The organism is Streptomyces sp. SUK 48, assembly GCF_009650765.1.
Classification (GTDB): domain Bacteria; phylum Actinomycetota; class Actinomycetes; order Streptomycetales; family Streptomycetaceae; genus Streptomyces.
The window spans coordinates 3,956,745-3,974,628 of sequence record NZ_CP045740.1 but is presented as its reverse complement, the minus strand read 5'-3'; the positions used below and the strand labels follow the sequence as shown (position 1 = coordinate 3,974,628).

The following is a 17,884-nucleotide window of genomic DNA, read 5'->3' as shown; positions in this document are numbered from 1 at the left end:
AACTTTATGTACGCTGGTTAAGTCAGCAGGGGATGTGGAGCGCGTCTGCACGTCCGCTCCACAGGAACATCGGGTTGTGAAGGCACGTCGAGGAGGAGAACGCGAAGGTGGACGCCGAGCTGACCAACAAGAGCCGGGACGCGATCAACGCGGCCAGCAACCGGGCCGTGACCGAGGGGAACCCGGACCTGACCCCCGCGCATCTGCTGCTGGCGCTGCTCGAGGGGGAAGGCCCCCGGCAGCCGAGCGCGAACATCACCGACCTGCTCGCCGCCGTCGAGGCCGACCAGGCCACCGTGCGCGTCGGCACGGAGAAGCTCCTCGCCGCGCTGCCCAGCGTGGCCGGCTCCACCGTCGCGCCCCCGCAGCCGAACCGCGACCTGCTGGCCGTGATCGCGGACGCGGGCGAGCGGGCCAAGGACCTCGGTGACGAGTACCTGTCGACCGAGCACCTGCTGATCGGCATCGCCGCCAAGGGCGGGGCCGCCGGTGAGCTGCTGCGGCGCGAGGGCGCCGAGGCGAAGAAGCTGCTGGAGGCATTCAAGAAGGCCAGGGGAGGACGCCGCGTGACCACCGCCGATCCGGAGGGCCAGTACAAGGCCCTGGAGAAGTTCGGCACCGACTTCACCGCCGCCGCCCGCGAGGGCCGGCTCGACCCGGTCATCGGGCGGGACCAGGAGATCCGGCGGGTCGTGCAGGTGCTGAGCCGTCGTACGAAGAACAACCCGGTCCTCATCGGCGAGCCGGGCGTCGGCAAGACCGCCGTCGTGGAGGGGCTCGCCCAGCGGATCGTCAAGGGCGACGTGCCCGAGTCGCTGAAGGACAAGCGCCTGGTCGCGCTGGACCTCGGCGCGATGGTCGCCGGCGCCAAGTACCGCGGCGAGTTCGAGGAGCGCCTCAAGGCCGTCCTCGCCGAGATCAAGGACTCCGACGGCCAGATCATCACCTTCATCGACGAGCTGCACACGGTCGTCGGCGCGGGCGCGGGCGGCGACTCCGCCATGGACGCGGGCAACATGCTCAAGCCCATGCTCGCCCGCGGCGAGCTGCGCATGGTCGGCGCCACCACCCTGGACGAGTACCGGGAGCGGATCGAGAAGGACCCCGCCCTGGAGCGCCGCTTCCAGCAGGTGCTGGTCGCCGAGCCGACCGTCGAGGACACCATCGCCATCCTGCGCGGGCTCAAGGGCCGCTACGAGGCGCACCACAAGGTGCAGATCGCGGACAGCGCCCTGGTCGCCGCGGCCACCCTCTCCGACCGCTACATCACCTCCCGCTTCCTGCCGGACAAGGCCATCGACCTGGTGGACGAGGCGGCTTCCCGGCTGCGCATGGAGATCGACTCCTCGCCGGTGGAGATCGACGAACTCCAGCGCTCCGTGGACCGGCTGAAGATGGAGGAGCTGGCGATCGGCAAGGAGACCGACCCCGCCTCGCTGGCCCGCCTGGAGAAGCTGCGCCGCGATCTCGCCGACCGGGAGGAGGAGTTGCGGGGCCTGACCGCCCGCTGGGAGAAGGAGAAGCAGTCCCTCAACCGGGTCGGTGAGCTCAAGGAGCGGCTGGACGACCTGCGCGGGCAGGCCGAACGCGCCCAGCGCGACGGTGACTTCGACAAGGCCGCCAAGCTGCTCTACGGCGAGATCCCGCAGCTGGAGAAGGAGCTGGAGGCCGCCTCCGAGGCCGAGGAGGAGGCCGCGAAGGACACCATGGTCAAGGAGGAGGTCGGCGCCGACGACATCGCCGACGTCGTCGGGGCCTGGACCGGCATCCCGGCCGGGCGGCTGCTGGAGGGCGAGACCCAGAAGCTGCTGCGCATGGAGGACGAGCTGGGCAGGCGGCTCATCGGCCAGGGCGAGGCGGTGCGCGCGGTCAGCGACGCGGTACGGCGCTCCCGGGCCGGCATCGCCGACCCCGACCGGCCCACCGGGTCGTTCCTCTTCCTCGGCCCGACCGGCGTCGGCAAGACCGAACTCGCCAAGGCGCTCGCGGACTTCCTCTTCGACGACGAGCGGGCCATGGTCCGCATCGACATGTCGGAGTACGGCGAGAAGCACAGCGTGGCCCGGCTGGTCGGCGCGCCCCCCGGGTACGTGGGCTACGAGGAGGGCGGCCAGCTGACCGAGGCGGTGCGCAGGCGCCCGTACAGCGTGGTCCTCCTGGACGAGGTGGAGAAGGCCCACCCGGAGGTCTTCGACGTCCTGCTCCAGGTGCTGGACGACGGCCGCCTGACCGACGGCCAGGGCCGCACGGTCGACTTCCGCAACACCATCCTGGTGCTCACCTCCAACCTGGGCAGCCAGTTCCTGGTGGACCCGGTCGCGAGCGAGGAGGAGAAGAAGGAGCAGGTGCTGGAGGTCGTCCGGGCGTCCTTCAAGCCGGAGTTCCTCAACCGCCTGGACGACCTGGTGGTGTTCTCCGCGCTGACCAAGCCCGAGCTGGAGCGGATCGCGGGGCTCCAGATCGAGCGGCTGGGCCGGCGGCTCGCCGAGCGCCGGCTCGCCCTGGACGTCACGCCCGAGGCGCTGGCCTGGCTCGCGGAGGAGGGGATGGACCCGGCGTACGGCGCCCGGCCGCTGCGCCGGCTGGTGCAGACCGCCATCGGCGACCGGCTCGCCCGGGAGATCCTGTCCGGCGAGATCAAGGACGGCGACACGGTCCGCGTGGACCGCTTCGGCGAGGGCCTGCTGGTCGGCCCGGCGACGGGGAAGACGCTCTGACGGACGGCTGATCCTGTCAGCCGAAGGCTGACAGGCCCCGTCAGGGCTTGCCACCCCCCTCCCCGCATGGGGGAGGATGGCGGAATCCGTACGAAGGGAAAAACACGGTGAGCATCGACCCGTCCTCGATTCCGAACTTCGGGGGCCAGCCCGAGCCGCAGCCCCAGGGACCGGGCGGCCCCGTCCTCCCGGACCAGGACCTCGTGAAGCAGCTCCTGGAGCAGATGGAGCTGAAGTACGTCATCGACGAGGAGGGCGACCTCGCGGCGCCCTGGGAGCAGTTCCGCACCTACTTCATGTTCCGCGGGGAGGACGAGCACGCGGTCTTCTCGGTGCGGACCTTCTACGACCGCCCGCACCAGATCGAGGACAAGGCCCAGCTCCTCGAGTCGGTCGACGACTGGAACCGCCGCACCCTGTGGCCCAAGGTCTACACCCACACGCACGACGACGGCACGGTCCGCCTCATCGGCGAGGCCCAGATGCTGATCGGCACCGGCGTCGACCTGAACCACTTCGTCTCCTCCACGGTCAGCTGGGTGCGCGCCGCGATCGAGTTCGACAAGTGGCTGGTCGAGCAGCTGGGCCTGGAGCCGGACGCCGAGGGCACGGAGAAGCCGCAGGACGGCGAGGCCGACTCCGGCGAGTGACCGGCACGGACCGCTACAGCGGCGCGTTCCCCAGCACCAGCAGGTACGCGCCGTAGAGGTACGACAGCCCGGCCAGGGCCGCGACCGTCACGGCCGCGTGCCAGGGCCGGGCTTTCGCCGTGCGGACCAGCGCGCGGGCCGGCGGCAGCAGCAGCGGGAAGGCCGGCAGCAGGAAGCGCGGCTTGGACTCGAAGATGCCCGACCCGCCGAGCACGACCAGCAGCAGCACCCCGCTGTAGACCAGCAGCGCCGGCGGCGGCCGGTCGAGCGCCAGCAGCACGAACAGCAGCACGCCCGCGGCCACCAGCAGCAGCGCCATCGGGAACACCACCCGGCCGCCGTGCAGCAGCAGGGCGCGCACGAAGCGCAGCGAGCCGCGCCCGAGGTCGAACCGGGAGCCCCAGCGCGCCTGGACGTCGAAGTAGCCGCCCAGCAGATCGCCCCGGCGGCGGCCCACCCACAGCAGGAACGCGGTCCAGCCCAGCGGGGCGAGCGCCGCGCCCGTCCACAGCCTGTGGGAAACCCGGCCGCGCCGCCGCCACACCTCGTGGCCGGCCGCGGCGAGCACCGCGGCGGCCACCGCGAACCCGTTCGGCCGGGCCAGCCCCGCGAGCGCCGCCAGGCTTCCCGCCCACAGCCAGCGCCCGGTCAGCACCGCGTACAGCGACCAGGCCGCGCACGCGGCGAGCACCGGCTCGGTGTACGCCATCGACAGCACCACCGAGTGCGGCAGCAGCCCCCACAGCAGCACCAGTGCGGTCCCCACCGCCCGCCCGTACAGCAGCGTCCCCACCGCGTACAGGCCCGCCGCGGCCACCAGCGCCGCCGACCAGGACACCAGCAGCCCGGCTGCGCCCCCGCCGAGCGTGCTCACCTCGCTCACCGCCCGCACCAGCGCCGGGTACAGCGGGAAGAACGCCAGATCGCTGTAGCCGTGCCGGCCCAGCGCGTGGCCGTACCCGTGCGCCGCGATGCCCAGGTACCAGACCGAGTCCCAGGAGCGGCCCAGCAGGGCCAGCACCGGCCGGCCGGCGGCCTCGGCGAGCAGGGCGAGGACGGCGGCACCGGCGAGCCGCGCGCCGAGGAAGAGTCCTACGGCGACGCCGCCCGCCCGGAGCGGGGAGACGCGGGCGCGTTCCCCGGGCGCGGGTTCGGGAGCGGTGACGGGCGGCGCGAGAACGGTGCTGACGTGGGTCACACCTCCGCACCTTGCAAGGGCCCGGCCCCGGATGCGAGCAGGGCGCGGCCAACCGGCGGCGCGCCGTCCCTCACATGGCCCGCAAGCGCTCCGCCGCCTCGCGCAGCACGTCCTCGCGCTTGCAGAACGCGAACCGCACGAACGGGGCGCCGGCCTCGCGGTCGTCGTAGAAGACCGCGTTCGGGATGGCCACCACACCGGCGCGTTCGGGCAGGGCGCGGCAGAAGGCGAAGCCGTCCTTCTCGCCGAGGGGGCGGATATCGGTGGTGACGAAGTAGGTGCCCGCCGGCCTGAACACCTCGAAGCCCGCCGCCGTGAGCCCCGCCGACAGGATGTCCCGGCGCTCGCGCATCGAGCGGCGGAAGTCGTCGTAGTAGGACTCGGGCAGGGCGAGCGCCTCGGCCACCGCGTACTGGAAGGGGCCCGAGGAGACGTAGGTGAGGAACTGCTTGGCCGCGCGGACCGCGCTGACCAGGGCGGGCGCGGCGGTCACCCAGCCGACCTTCCAGCCGGTGAACGAGAACGTCTTGCCGGCCGAGCCGATGGTCACCGTGCGCTCGCGCATCCCCGGGAAGGAGGCGAGGGGGAGGTGCTCGGCGTCGTCGAACACCAGGTGCTCGTACACCTCGTCCGTCACCACCAGCAGGCCCCGCTCCACCGCGAGCTCGGCGATCGCGGTCAGCTCGGCGCGGGTGAGGACGGTCCCGGTGGGGTTGTGCGGGGTGTTGACCAGCAGCAGCCGGGTCCGGTCGGTGACGGCGGCGCGCAGCTCGTCCAGGTCGAGCCGGAAGCTGCCCTCGTGCGGGCGCAGGGTCACCGGCACCCGGCGGCCGCCCGCCAGCGCGATGCTCGCCGCGTAGGAGTCGTAGTACGGCTCCAGGGCCACCACCTCGTCGCCCGGCTCCAGCAGCGCGAGCAGCGCGGCCGCGATGGCCTCGGTGGCGCCCGCCGTCACCAGCACCTCGGTGTCGGGGTCGTACGACAGCTGGTAGCGGCGCAGCTGGTGCGCGGCGATCGCGGTGCGCAGCTCGGGGACGCCGGGGCCCGGCGGGTACTGGTTGCCGCGCCCGTCGCGCAGCGCCCGTACGGCGGCCTCCCTGATCTCCTCGGGGCCGTCGGTGTCGGGGAAGCCCTGGCCCAGGTTGATCGACCCGGTGGCGACGGCGAGGGCGGACATCTCCGCGAAGATCGTCGTACCGAACTCGGCGAGCCTGCGGTTGAGGAGGGGGCGCGCGGTGGAGGTCATGGCCGCCATCCTGCGCCCAAGCTCTGGAGTTCCTCAACTCCGCTTTGGCTCTCGTCCGGGGCGGGCATCTCCGGGGCACCGCGCGTGGCGCGGGGAGGGACGAGGCGCCCACGGGGGGTGGCTTCGGGGGACCGGAAGAAGGTGGCGCCATGAATCCGTTCGTCGTCGGACTGGTGGGAGTGTTCGTCCTGTTCGTCGTCATCGCGCGGGTGTCCGGCAAGGGCGGCAGGCGGGGCGGGGGCAAGGGCAGGGCCGCGCGGCGGGGCGGCGGCGTGGCCGGGAGCGCGGGCGGCGGCAGCTGGTGGGCCGGGGACTCCGGCTCCTCGTCCGGCGGGCACCACGGGCACCACGGGAGCCACGGGGGCCACCACGGCGGGCACTCCTGCGGCGGCGGCCACTCCTCGTGCGGGGGCACTCCTCGTGCGGCGGCGGGTCGTCCTGCGGGGGCGGCGGTGGCTGCGGGAGCAGCTGAGGCGGCCGGAGCGGGGGGAGCGAGGGGAGCGGGCGGAGCAGGCGCGGCGGGCGGATCGGGCGTGGCGGGCGGTGGCGGGGAGCGGCCGCTGGGGCGAGGGGTGCGGGCCGCCGCGCCCACGCCCGGCGTGCGCCGTGGTGGAACAGTTGAGCTGTGAGCCCCCGGGGGATGGAATGCCCCCGAAGTTGGGTAAAAACGCTGTGGCAGGGCCTCTGTTCATGATTCCCTCTAAAACGCCAATGCAGCCAACGCAGCCCCCAGGACGTCTCGCGGACGCCTCGTACCGGCCGGGCCGGCCGGGCTGACACGGCCCTCTCCCCTCATTCGCGTGTTAGCGGAGCCGATCCATGCTCACGACCCTGAACACCAGTTACAGCGATACGCGCGCTGCCGACCTCGCCTGGGCCCTGGGGCGCGACCCGCTCCCCGCCCTGGCCACCCTCGACCTTGAACTGACCGGCGCCAAGCTCCAGTTGAGACTTCTCGGCGCCTCCCACCAAGTGCTCCTGGAAGAGGAGCGCGGCCAGTGCTCCGAGACCGTGGCCTGCATCCCCGGCTCCAGCACCCCGCTGCCGCTCGGCGTCGCCAAGCGCGTCGGCGACTGGGAGTACGAGTTCGCGGCGCGCGTCGAGATGCTCACCCCGGGCTCCTTCGCGGGCCGCGCCCAGGAGTTGCTCGCCCTCGTCTCCGAGCACCCGCACGGACTCGCCGGCGTCTTCCCCGGCAGCCCGCACGCGTTCACCGCGATGCTGGCCCAGCGGCACGTTGACCATGTGCACTGGCGCACCTGGCACGCCTACCCGCAGGACGGTCAACTCGTCGCCACCCGAACCCGGGTGGGCGCGCGGGTGCGCGGCGGACGGCGGGGCCAGGGCGTCCGCGCCGCGTAGCGCGAGGGCGCGTCCGCCGCGTGAGCCGGGATGCGCGAGGGCGTCCGCCGCACAGCCCCGGTTGCGTGAAGGCGTCCGCCGCACAACCCCGGATGTGCGAGGGCGTCCGCCGGATAAACCCGGATGGGGTCAACTGCCCCCGGTTCCACACGTGTGGGTGACGAAGCGTGCCCGTCGCGTGACGTAACGTCGCAGCGTGATCGAACCGCAGGCCCCCGCGCCCCCGGGCGCCCCGACCTCCCGGACCGGCCCCGCGCGGCTGCCCGTCCGGCCCGGCACCGGGCGGTTCCTGGTCCTCGCGTGCGTCTTCGTCTGCGCGGCCTGCGGACTCGTGTACGAGCTCGAACTCGTCGCGTTCGCCTCGTACTTGATCGGCGACTCGGTCACCCAGGCGTCCGTCGTGCTGTCCGTGATGGTGTTCGCGATGGGCATCGGCTCGCTCGGCGCCAAACGGCTGCGCCGGCACACGGCCGTCGGCTTCGGCGCGGTCGAGACGCTGCTCGCCCTGGTCGGCGGATGCAGCGCGATGGCCCTGTACGCGGTGTTCGCCTGGACCGGCGGCTGGGGCGGCCTGTGGGCCGAGGGCCCGCGCTGCCTGCTGGTCGCCTTCTCGCTCGCCATCGGCCTGCTCATCGGCGCCGAGGTCCCGCTGCTGATGGAGCTGATCCAGCGCATCCGGCGACAGGACGCGCCCGCCGCCGTGGCCGACCTGTTCGCCGCGGACTACGTCGGAGCCCTCGTCGGCGGCCTCGCCTTCCCCTTCGTACTCCTGCCGTTCCTCGGCCAGTTGACCGGCGCGCTGCTCACCGGCACGGTCAACCTCGTGGCGGGCGGCGCCCTCGTCCTCGGCCTCTTCCGGCGCGACCTGACCCGCCGGGCCCGCTGGACCCTCCTCCTGGCCGGCCTCGCCGTTCTCGCCGTCCTCGCCTCGGCCGCCGCCCTGTCCGCCGACTTCGAACGCGCCGCGCGCCGGGCGGTGTACGGCGCGGACGTCCGGGTCGCCGTGCAGACCGGGGTGCAGGAGGTGGTCCTCGCGGGCGGCACCGGCGGCCGTCCCCTCGACCTCTACCTCGACGGCCGGCTGCGCGTCGGCGGCCAGGACGCCCGCCGTTACCACGAGGCCCTGGTCCACCCCGCCCTCGCCGGACCGCACGCCCGCGTGCTGATCCTCGGCGGCGGCGACGGCCTCGCCGCGCGCGAGGTGCTGCGCCATCGCGGGGTGCGCCGCGTCGACATCGTCGAACTCGACCCCGGGCTCGCCCGGTTGGCCCGCAGCGACCCCGGCCTCGCCGCCGCGGGCGGCCATGTCTACGCCGACCCCCGCGTCCGCCTCACCATCGCCGACGCCCTCAACTGGCTGCGCACCGCGCCCCGCGCCTCGTACGACGTGGTGATCGCCGACCTCCCCGACCCCGGCATCACCGCCAGCACCAAGCTGTACTCCGAGGAGTTCTACGGCCTCACCCGCCGCGTGCTCGCCCCCGGCGGGCGCCTCGTGGTGCACGCCGGCTCCTTCACCACCCGCCCCCGCGTCTTCTGGACGGTCGCCGCGACCCTGCGCGCCGCCGGACTCGCCGCCACCCCCTACCGCGTCCTCGGCCGGGACCCCGGCTTCCCGGCGGGCCCCGACCGCTCGGCGGGCACGCCCGAGGCCCCGCACGACTGGGGCTTCCTGCTCGCCGCCGCGGGGCACGCGCCGCCGCCCCTGCGCCTGGACCCGGCGGTCCCCGCGGCCACCCTCACCCCGGCCGCCCTCGCGGCGGACCGGCGGGCGGCCGAGCGGGCCCGGATCACCGGGCTGCCCGTCTCCACCCTGATCCACCCGCGGTACTGAGCAGGCGCGGGTCCCGGCGAGGGTACGATCCGCCTCCTCCTGGGTAGGCTCAGCCGACATGGAGCACCAGGTATTCGTCCCGGCCCCGGCCGACCGTCTCGCCACGGCACTCGCCGACCCCGCGCGGGTCGCCCGTGCCGTCCCCGGGCTCCAGCAGGACGCCGGCGCGCCCCCCGTCGCCGGGCGCCTCAAACTGCGGGTCGGCGGACACTCCGTCACCTATCGCGGCACCGCCCGGGTGCTCGCCCGGCAGGACGGCACGTACACCGTCGAGGGCGACGCCACCGAGGCCCGCGGCACCGGCGCGGTCAAGCTCGCCCTCACCCTGCGCCTCGCGGACGCCGAGGGCGGTACGACGGTCACGGCCGAGGGCGGCGCGGACGCCTCCGGCCGGATCGCGGAGCTTCCCGCGGAGACGGTCGCCGCGGCGGCGACCCGGCTGCTGACCCGGTTCCTGGAGGCGCTGGGGGAGCCGGCGGAGGAGCCCGGGAAGGACGCGGAGGCGCCGGCGGCCGGGCACGCGTCCGTCTTCGACACCGAGATTCCGCCATCCTCGCTCGGCCCCGACGCGGACGACGCGGACGACGCGCAGGAGAGCGCCGCGGGCGCGCAGGGCCCCGGGGACGATGTGGAGGGCCCCGCGGACGACTTCACCGACACCGGCGTCCCGCCCGCCGAGGCGGCCCACGCCCGCCGCACGATGATCGGCCGCAGCGCGGAGGAGGTCGACCACGCACCGCCCCGCGGCCGCTATGCCCCGGTACCGGCCCCGCAGGCCGTTTCGGCCAACCAGGCGCTCAAGTGGGCCGCGCCGGCGGCGGCGTTGGCGGTGGCGTCGGCGATCGTGGTGGGACGGGCGCTGCGCAGGCGCCGTTGAGTTCGCCAGGCTTGTCCGGCTTGTCCGGCCTTCTTCGTGGCCGGGCGCGCCCGGGGGACGGAGCCGCTATCGGACACGGCCCCGCCCTTCCGGGCGCCGCCCCAGTACTGTCGTCCCGTGAGTAACGAAGACATCACGCTGACCGCGGGCGACGCGGAGGTGATCGTGCGGCCCGGGAACGGCGGCCGCATCGGCGGACTGAGGGTCGGCGGCACGGAACTGCTGCGGCAGGGCGACCGCTTCGGCTGCTTCCCCATGGTGCCCTGGGCCGGACGCGTCCGCGACGGCCGTTTCCTGGACGGCGGCATCGTCCGCCAGATGCCGCTCAACTCCCCGCCGCACGCCATTCACGGCACGGCCCGCGACGGCGCCTGGCGCACCGCGCGCGTCACCGCTCAGGAGGCGGTGATCACGCACGAGCTGACCGACCCCTGGCCGCACTCCGGCCTCGTCACCCAGATCGTCGCGCTCGCCGAGGACAGCCTGACGCTGACGATGGCCGTGGAGACGTACGACGACTCGTTCCCGGCGCAGATCGGCTGGCACCCCTGGTTCCACCGCACCCTCGACGGCGTGGACGCGGCCCTGGAGTTCACGCCCGCCTGGCAGGAGGAGCGCGGCGCCGACCACCTGCCCACCGGCAACCGGATCGACCCGGAGCCGGGCCCGTGGGACGACTGCTTCGGGATGCCCGACGGCGTCGACGTCACCCTCACCTGGCCGGGCCGCCTGGAGCTGAAGGTGGCCTCCCGCGAGCAGTGGGTGGTGGTCTACGACGAGCAGGCCGAGGCCGTCTGCGTGGAGCCGCAGACCGGGCCGCCCAACGGGCTGAACACCTGCCCGCGCCTGGTCACGCCGCTGGAGCCGCTGGAGGCGACCACCACCTGGAGCTGGCGGCGCCTTTAAGCTGGGCGGCATGAGCGACGTGCGTAGCGAGCTGCTTCAGCAGATCAAGGACAAGGCCGTGGTGCACGGCAAGGTGACCCTCTCCTCGGGTCTGGAGGCCGACTACTACGTCGACCTGCGCCGCGTCACCCTGGACGGCGAGGCCGCCCCGCTGGTCGGCCAGGTGCTGCTGGACCTCTGCGCGGACCTGGAGTTCGACGCGGTGGGCGGGCTCACCATGGGCGCCGACCCGGTCGCCGCCGCCATGCTGCACGCCGCCGCCGCGCGCGGGCGCCGGCTGGACGCCTTCGTGGTCCGCAAGGCCGCCAAGGCGCACGGCATGCAGCGCAGGGTCGAGGGCCCGGAGATCAGGGGCCGCCGGGTCGTGGTGGTCGAGGACACCTCCACCACCGGCGGTTCACCGCTGACCGCCGTGGAGGCGGTGCGCGAGGCCGGTGCCGAGGTCGTCGCCGTCGCGACCATCGTGGACCGGGCGACCGGCGCCGCCGAGAAGATCGAGGCCGGCGCGGGGGTGCCGTACCGTTTCGCCTTCTCGAAGGATGAACTGGGTCTGGACTGACACGCCCCTTTGACCTGGACTTGGGGGGCGACGTGCGTCACCTCCCGTCTGGAAGGATGGGGGACCGACGACGACGTCACCCACCAGGTCTAGGTCAGGGCCGTACGCAGAACCCACCCGCAACACAAGGAGCGGACAGATGCCCATCGCAACCCCCGAGGTCTACGCCGAGATGCTCGACCGGGCGAAGGCAGGCAAGTTCGCCTACCCGGCCATCAACGTCACCTCCAGCCAGACCCTGCACGCCGCGCTGCGCGGCTTCGCGGAGGCGGAGAGCGACGGCATCGTCCAGATCTCGACCGGTGGCGCCGAGTTCCTCGGCGGCCAGTACAGCAAGGACATGGTGACCGGCGCGGTCGCGCTCGCCGAGTTCGCGCACATCGTCGCGGAGAAGTACCCGGTCAACATCGCGCTGCACACCGACCACTGCCCGAAGGACAAGCTCGACGGGTACGTCCGTCCGCTGATCGCCCTGTCCAAGAAGCGCGTCGACGCCGGCCTCGGCCCGCTGTTCCAGTCGCACATGTGGGACGGCTCCGCCGAGACCCTCGCGGACAACCTGGAGATCGCGCAGGAGCTGCTGGAGCAGGCCCGCGCCGCCCGGATCATCCTTGAGGTGGAGATCACCCCGACCGGCGGTGAGGAGGACGGCGTCTCGCACGAGATCAACGACTCCCTGTACACCACGGTCGACGACGCGATCCGCACCGCGGAGGCGCTCGGCCTCGGCGAGAAGGGCCGCTACCTGCTGGCCGCGTCCTTCGGCAATGTGCACGGCGTGTACAAGCCGGGCAACGTCGTGCTCCGCCCCGAGCTGCTGAAGGAGCTCAACGAGGGCGTGGCCGCGCGGTTCGGCAAGGAGTCCCCGTTCGACTTCGTCTTCCACGGCGGCTCCGGCTCCAGCGAGGCGGAGATCCGCACCGCGCTGGAGAACGGCGTGGTGAAGATGAACCTGGACACCGACACCCAGTACGCCTTCACCCGCCCCGTCGCCGGCCACATGTTCGCCCACTACGACGGCGTCCTGAAGGTCGACGGCGAGGTCGGCGACAAGAAGTCCTACGACCCGCGCACCTGGGGCAAGCTGGCCGAGGCCGGCATGGCCGCGCGCGTCGTGGAGGCCACGCGGAACCTGCGCTCCGCGGGCAACAGGATCAAGTAGGCGTACGTACGCGTTCACGGCGGGCTCGGCGGCTTCCCGGCCGCCGGGCCCGCCGTCCGCTGTATATGCCGGGGCCGCCGTCTCGCTGTATATGTGGGGGCATGCCCGAAGTCCGGATCGGCTCGTCCCGGGGTACGTGGATTCTGCTCACCACGGTGCTCGGCTCCAGCATGGCCCTGCTGGACTCGACCGTCGTCAATGTGGCGCTGCCCCGCATCGGCCGCGATCTGAACGCGAGCCTCGGCGCCCTCCAGTGGACCGTGAACGCCTACATGGTCACGCTGGCCGGGCTGATCCTGCTCGGCGGCTCCCTCGGCGACCGCTACGGCCGCCGGCGGATCTTCGTGCTCGGGGTGGTCTGGTTCGCCACCGCCTCCCTGCTCTGCGGCATCGCGCCCACCTCCGGGCTGCTGATCGCGGCGCGCGCCCTCCAGGGCGTCGGCGGGGCGCTGCTCACCCCCGGCTCGCTCGCGCTGATCCAGGCGTCCTTCCACCCCGACGACCGCAGCCGGGCCGTCGGCCTGTGGTCCGGATTCGGCGGGATCGGCGCCGCGGTCGGCCCGTTCCTGGGCGGCTGGCTGGTCTCCGGGCCCGGCTGGCGCTGGGTCTTCCTGCTCAATGTGCCGCTCGCCCTGCTGTGCGTGCCGGTGGCCCTGCGCCATGTCCCGGAGTCGGCCGACGAGGGCGCGCACGGCCGCTTCGACGTCCTCGGCGCGGTCCTGGGCGCGCTGGCGCTGGCGCTGCTGACCTACGCGCTCATCGAGGCGCGGGAGGGTACGGCCGCGGTGGTGGTGAGCGCGGTGCTCGGCCTCGCCGCGGCGGCCGCGTTCGTGTACGTCGAACGGCACCGGCCGCATCCCATGCTGCCGCCGGACATCTTCGCCTCACGGCAGTTCACCGCCGTCAACCTGGTCACGCTGTGCGTGTACGCGGCCTTCGGCGGCTTCTTCTTCCTCACCGCGCTCCAGCTACAGGTGGCGGTCGGCTGGTCGCCGCTGGTCGCGGGGACGGCGCTGCTGCCGACCACCATCCTGATGCTGCTGTTCTCCTCCGCCTCGGGCGCGCTGTCCGACCGCACGGGAGCGCGGCTGCCGCTCACCGTCGGGCCGCTGCTGTGCGCGGCCGCGATGCTGCTGATGCTGCGCGTCGGACCGGGGGCGAGCTATCTGACCGACGTGCTGCCCGCGCTGCTGGTCATGGGCGCCGGCATGGTCACCCTCGTCGCCCCCCTCACCGCCACCGTCCTCGCCTCCGTCGACACCGCCCGGGCGGGCGTCGCCAGCGGCATCAACAACGCGGCGGCCCGGGCGGCGGGCCTGGTGGCGGTGGCGGCGCTGCCGCTGCTGGCCGGGATGGGGGCGGACGCGTACCGCTCCGCGGCGGCCTTCGACGCCTCCTTCAACCGGGCGATGCCGATCTGCGCGGGGGTCCTGGTCCTGGGCTCGGTCCTCGCCTTCTTCCTGGTCACCGGGCGCCCGACGCCGGGATGCCAGCACCCGGAGCGGCATACGCACTGCTCGCTGACGACTCCGCCGCTGGAGGGCGAGCGGGCCGGCCCGTAGCAACCCCTCGGGGGCTACGCCGGACGCGCACGCCGGTACGCGAGACTGAACCCATGACCATTCACGAGAACCTGCTCGGCGGGCCGCCCCCGACCCACCTCCCCGACGACCCCGAACCCCGGGAGCAGCTGGCCCAGGGCACCGCGCCGGCGGACGTCGCCGCGCAGCACCCCACCTCCTCGCTCGCCTGGGCGCAGCTCGCCGACGACGCCTTCGAGCGCGGCTCCGTCGTGGAGTCGTACGCCTACGCCCGTACGGGCTACCACCGCGGCCTCGACTCGCTGCGCCGCAGCGGCTGGAAGGGCCACGGCCCGGTGCCCTGGGAGCACGAGCCCAACCGCGGCTTCCTGCGCGCCCTGCACGCCCTCGCCCGCGCCGCCCAGGCCATCGGCGAGCAGGAGGAGTACGAGCGCTGCAGCCAGTTCCTGAAGGACTCCTCGCCCACCGCGGCGTCGACCCTCGGCTGAGCCACCGCGTCACCTGTGTGGCCCGTCTGGCAACAGGCGGGCCTTGCCGTACCGGGGGTGATTGCGGAGGATGCGAGTGGGGACCGGGGCCCCCGTGCCGGCATCGGCAGGGGCGGACCGCTACCCGTAGCAACACAGGAGACAGCGATGTCCCAACAGGCTCACCCCCACGAGGCCGCTGAGCCCGAGACCCCGCATCTCGACTTCGCGGGCACCACGCCCTACGAGGACTACGTCCGCGCGGACCTGCTCACCCACCTCCAGCACACCCTCTCCGACGACCCCGGCGAGATGGTCTTCCTGGTCACCACCCAGGTGATGGAGCTGTGGTTCACCGTGCTCGTGCACGAGTGGGAGACCGCCGCGAAGGCGCTGCGCTCGGACGACATCCCCACGGCGATCGCCGCGCTGAAGCGCTCCGTGCGCGAGCTGGAGGCCCTCAACGCCTCCTGGACCCCGCTCGCCGGTCTCACCCCCGCCCAGTTCAACTCCTACCGCGCGGCCCTCGGCGAGGGCTCCGGCTTCCAGTCGGCGATGTACCGGCGGATGGAGTTCCTGCTCGGCGAGAAGTCCGCGTCCATGCTCGTCCCGCACCGCGGCGCCCACCGCGCGCACGCGGAACTGGAGAAGGCGCTGCACGAGCCCAGCCTCTACGACGAGGTGCTGCGGCTGCTGGCCCGCCGGGGCCACGCGATCCCGGACGAGGTCCTGGGCCGCGACGTCGCCCGGCGCCATGAGCCCGTCGCCGCTGTCGAACAGGTCTGGACGGAGATCTACTCCGGCGCCCAGGACGGCGAACTCGTCCGCCTCGGCGAGGCGTTGACCGACGTGGCCGAGCTGGTCTGGCGCTGGCGCAACGACCATCTGGTCGCCACCCGCCGCGCGATGGGCTCCAAGACCGGCACCGGCGGCTCCGCCGGGGTGGCCTGGCTGGAGAAGCGCGCCCGCAAGAACGTGTTCCCCGAGCTGTGGACGGCCCGGTCCTATGTCTGAACTCACTTTGCAGGCAAAGGAGTTGGACGCGGCCGACGCGCTGGCGCCGGTGCGGTCCCGGTTCGTCCTCGACGACGTCGTCTACCTCGACGGCAACTCGCTGGGCGCGCTGCCCGCGCATGTCCCGGACCGGGTCGCGGACGTCGTGCGCCGCGAGTGGGGCGCGCTGCGCATCCGCTCCTGGGAGGAGAGCGGCTGGTGGACCGCGCCCGAGCGGATCGGCGACCGGATCGCCCCGCTGGTCGGGGCGGCGCCGGGGCAGGTCGTGGTCGGCGACTCCACCAGCGTCAACGTGTTCAAGGCGGTCGTGGCCGCGGCCCGGCTGGCGGGCCAGGGGCGCACCGAGATCCTGGTGGACGCCGGCACGTTCCCCACGGACGGCTATATCGCCGAGTCGGCGGCCCGCCTCACCGGCCACACGCTGCGCGCGGTGACGCCCGCCGAGGTGCCGGCCGCGCTCGGGCCGCGTACGGCGGCGGTGCTGCTCAACCACGTCGACTACCGCACCGGGCGGCTGCACGACCTGCCCGCGCTCACCGCGGCCGTCCACGCCGCGGGCGCGCTCGCGGTGTGGGACCTGTGCCACAGCGCGGGCGCGCTGCCGGTGGGGCTCGACGCGCACGGCGTCGATCTCGCGGTCGGCTGCACGTACAAGTACCTGAACGGCGGCCCCGGTTCACCGGCGTTCCTGTACGTCCGCCGCGCGCTCCAGCCCCGCTTCGACTCCCCGCTGCCCGGCTGGAACTCGCACGCGGAGCCCTTCGGGATGAGGCCGTCGTACGATCCGGCGCCGGGCGCGGTGCGCGGCCGGGTCGGTACGCCGGACATCCTGTCCATGCTGGCGCTGGAGGCGGCGCTGGACGTCTGGGAGGGCGTGGACATCGACGCGGTCCGCGCGAAGTCGCTCGCGCTGACGGACTTCTTCCTGGCCTGCGTGGCCCGGTACGCCGGGGACCGGGTGGAGTCCGTGACGCCGACCGCGCACGGCGAGCGCGGCAGCCAGGTCGCGCTGCGCTGCGAGAACGCCGGTGACGTCATGAAGCGGCTGATCGAGGCGGGTGTCGTGGGCGACTTCCGCCCGCCGGACGTCCTCCGCTTCGGCTTCACCCCGCTGTACACGGGCTTCGCGGACGCGGAGCGGGCGGCGAGGGTGCTGGGAGCGGTGCTCGGGTAGTCCCACCGGTCCCCGCTCGCCCGCCGGGTCCCGACCCGTCCGCCGGTCCTCACGCGCCCGCCCGCCGTCGTCGGCCGCGGGCGGGTGGGGGCTGGTCGCGCAGTGGGGGAGAGGGGTGGTGGGGGCCGGGAGGGCGGACGCGGCGCCCTCCCGGCCCTCACCCCACATCCCCGCACGTCACGTGCCTGATACCGTTCCCCGCCAACGGCCGACGACGACCCCCGCCTGGTCCGTCGCCCCCGAAAACGTTCCGTCGTGGAGAGGTTGGAGCATGCCGGACGACGCCGCCGCAGCCCGCGCCGCCGCCGAAGAGGAGTCGGCCTTCTCGCACGCCCCGGTCGACCCCGACGCCACCGCCTCCTACGGCTCCCACCCCGACCAGGTGATCGACTTCTACGCCCCCCGTACGACGGGGGACCTCCCGGCCCCGCTGGTCGTCGTGCTGCACGGCGGAGCCTGGCGCGCCCGCTACGACCGTCGGCACGTCACCCCCTTCGCCGGCTTCCTGGCCGACCGGGGCTTCGCCGTGGCCAACGTCGAGTACCGCCGCGGCGGCGACAGCGAGCCCGAGGGCGACACCCCGCCGGCCGGCCGCTGGCCCGACACCTTCGAGGACGTCGCCGCCGCCCTGGACGCCCTCCCGGACCTGGCCCGTACGGCGCTCCCCGGGGCCGACGCCCGCCGTACCGTCCTCACCGGCCACTCCGCCGGCGGCCACCTCGCGCTGTGGGCCGCGGCCCGGCACGTCCTGCCCGCGGACTCCCCCTGGCGCCTGCCCGAGGCCGCCTCCCTGCGCGGCGTCGTCGCCCTCGCCCCGATCGCCGACTTCACGACAGCGGAGGAGCTGGCGGTGTGCGAGCACGCCTCCCTCCAACTCCTGGGCGGAGAGGCACAGTTCGAGGACCGTCTGCCCTACGCCGACCCCTCCCGCCTCCTCCCGACGGGCATCGCCACCACCGTCGTCCAGGGCCGCGCGGACCTCGTCGTCCCGGAGGCGGTCGCCGAGGCGTACGCGGACACCGCGGCGAAGGCGGGCGAGACGGTGGGCCTGACCCTGCTGGCGGACGTGGGCCACTTCCCCCTCATCGACCCGTCGGCGGACGCCTGCGCCGTGGTCGCGGAGGAGATCGCCCAACTGGCCTGGTGACCGCCCCGGAAGGGGAACCCGGGCATACCC

16 protein-coding genes are annotated in these 17,884 nt (G+C 73.8%); 14 read left to right on the top strand and 2 right to left on the bottom strand.

What is annotated here, in order from left to right:
* Positions 1–107: 107 nt before the first annotated feature.
* Both clpB and GHR20_RS17120 read left to right on the top strand, forming a co-directional pair.
* Entirely contained in the window at positions 108–2,717 is a 2,610-nt protein-coding gene (gene clpB, locus GHR20_RS17125; protein WP_153813649.1) for an ATP-dependent chaperone ClpB, read from the top strand.
* Positions 2,718–2,824: 107 nt separating this feature from the next.
* On the top strand, positions 2,825–3,367 hold the full coding sequence (locus tag GHR20_RS17120) for a YbjN domain-containing protein (RefSeq protein ID WP_111583191.1): 543 nt from the start codon (positions 2,825–2,827) through the stop codon (positions 3,365–3,367).
* A gap of 13 nt (positions 3,368–3,380) precedes the next feature.
* Here the strand turns inward: GHR20_RS17120 and GHR20_RS17115 are convergent, their stop codons facing one another.
* Positions 3,381–4,565 carry a hypothetical protein gene (locus tag GHR20_RS17115; protein ID WP_153813648.1) on the bottom strand — a complete coding sequence of 395 codons (1,185 nt, stop codon included), beginning with the start codon at positions 4,563–4,565 and terminating at the stop codon, positions 3,381–3,383.
* A 70-nt stretch (positions 4,566–4,635) separates the two neighbouring features.
* Positions 4,636–5,820 (bottom strand): pyridoxal phosphate-dependent aminotransferase, encoded by a 1,185-nt coding sequence (locus GHR20_RS17110; protein WP_153813647.1) that lies wholly within the window; start codon positions 5,818–5,820, stop codon positions 4,636–4,638.
* Between the two features lie 140 nt (positions 5,821–5,960).
* Here GHR20_RS17110 and GHR20_RS17105 point away from each other — a divergent pair, with 140 nt between their 5' ends.
* From GHR20_RS17105 to GHR20_RS17050, 12 genes are all read left to right on the top strand, one after another.
* Positions 5,961–6,440 carry a hypothetical protein gene (locus tag GHR20_RS17105; RefSeq protein WP_243878051.1) on the top strand — a complete coding sequence of 160 codons (480 nt, stop codon included), beginning with the start codon at positions 5,961–5,963 and terminating at the stop codon, positions 6,438–6,440.
* Between the two features lie 190 nt (positions 6,441–6,630).
* Positions 6,631–7,173 carry a DUF2617 family protein gene (locus GHR20_RS17100; RefSeq protein WP_153813646.1) on the top strand — a complete coding sequence of 181 codons (543 nt, stop codon included), beginning with the start codon at positions 6,631–6,633 and terminating at the stop codon, positions 7,171–7,173.
* Positions 7,174–7,369: 196 nt separating this feature from the next.
* Positions 7,370–9,007, top strand: coding sequence for a polyamine aminopropyltransferase (locus GHR20_RS17095; protein WP_153813645.1), 1,638 nt, complete (start codon positions 7,370–7,372; stop codon positions 9,005–9,007).
* Between the two features lie 58 nt (positions 9,008–9,065).
* Complete coding sequence (locus tag GHR20_RS17090) at positions 9,066–9,884, top strand: SRPBCC family protein (protein ID WP_111583185.1); 819 nt, start codon at positions 9,066–9,068, stop codon at positions 9,882–9,884.
* A gap of 117 nt (positions 9,885–10,001) precedes the next feature.
* A complete protein-coding gene (locus tag GHR20_RS17085; RefSeq protein ID WP_153813644.1) occupies positions 10,002–10,790 on the top strand; it encodes an aldose 1-epimerase in 789 nt (262 codons plus the stop codon).
* A gap of 10 nt (positions 10,791–10,800) precedes the next feature.
* Complete coding sequence (gene pyrE, locus GHR20_RS17080; RefSeq protein ID WP_111583183.1) at positions 10,801–11,349, top strand: orotate phosphoribosyltransferase; 549 nt, start codon at positions 10,801–10,803, stop codon at positions 11,347–11,349.
* Positions 11,350–11,488: 139 nt separating this feature from the next.
* Positions 11,489–12,511: a class II fructose-bisphosphate aldolase gene (gene fbaA / locus GHR20_RS17075; protein WP_153813643.1), complete on the top strand. Its 1,023-nt coding sequence runs from the start codon at positions 11,489–11,491 to the stop codon at positions 12,509–12,511.
* 101 nt (positions 12,512–12,612) lie between these two features.
* Complete coding sequence (locus GHR20_RS17070; protein WP_111583181.1) at positions 12,613–14,073, top strand: MFS transporter; 1,461 nt, start codon at positions 12,613–12,615, stop codon at positions 14,071–14,073.
* A gap of 53 nt (positions 14,074–14,126) precedes the next feature.
* On the top strand, positions 14,127–14,540 hold the full coding sequence (locus GHR20_RS17065; protein ID WP_111583180.1) for a DUF3151 domain-containing protein: 414 nt from the start codon (positions 14,127–14,129) through the stop codon (positions 14,538–14,540).
* Positions 14,541–14,687: 147 nt separating this feature from the next.
* Positions 14,688–15,533, top strand: a complete 846-nt coding sequence (locus GHR20_RS17060; RefSeq protein ID WP_111583179.1) for a tryptophan 2,3-dioxygenase family protein — start codon at positions 14,688–14,690, stop codon at positions 15,531–15,533.
* On the top strand, positions 15,526–16,707 hold the full coding sequence (gene kynU, locus GHR20_RS17055) for a kynureninase (protein ID WP_153813642.1): 1,182 nt from the start codon (positions 15,526–15,528) through the stop codon (positions 16,705–16,707). Before GHR20_RS17060 ends, kynU begins: the two co-directional genes overlap by 8 nt.
* 271 nt (positions 16,708–16,978) lie before the next feature.
* Positions 16,979–17,854 (top strand): alpha/beta hydrolase, encoded by an 876-nt coding sequence (locus tag GHR20_RS17050; protein ID WP_153813641.1) that lies wholly within the window; start codon positions 16,979–16,981, stop codon positions 17,852–17,854.
* The last annotated feature ends 30 nt before the right edge of the window (positions 17,855–17,884 follow it).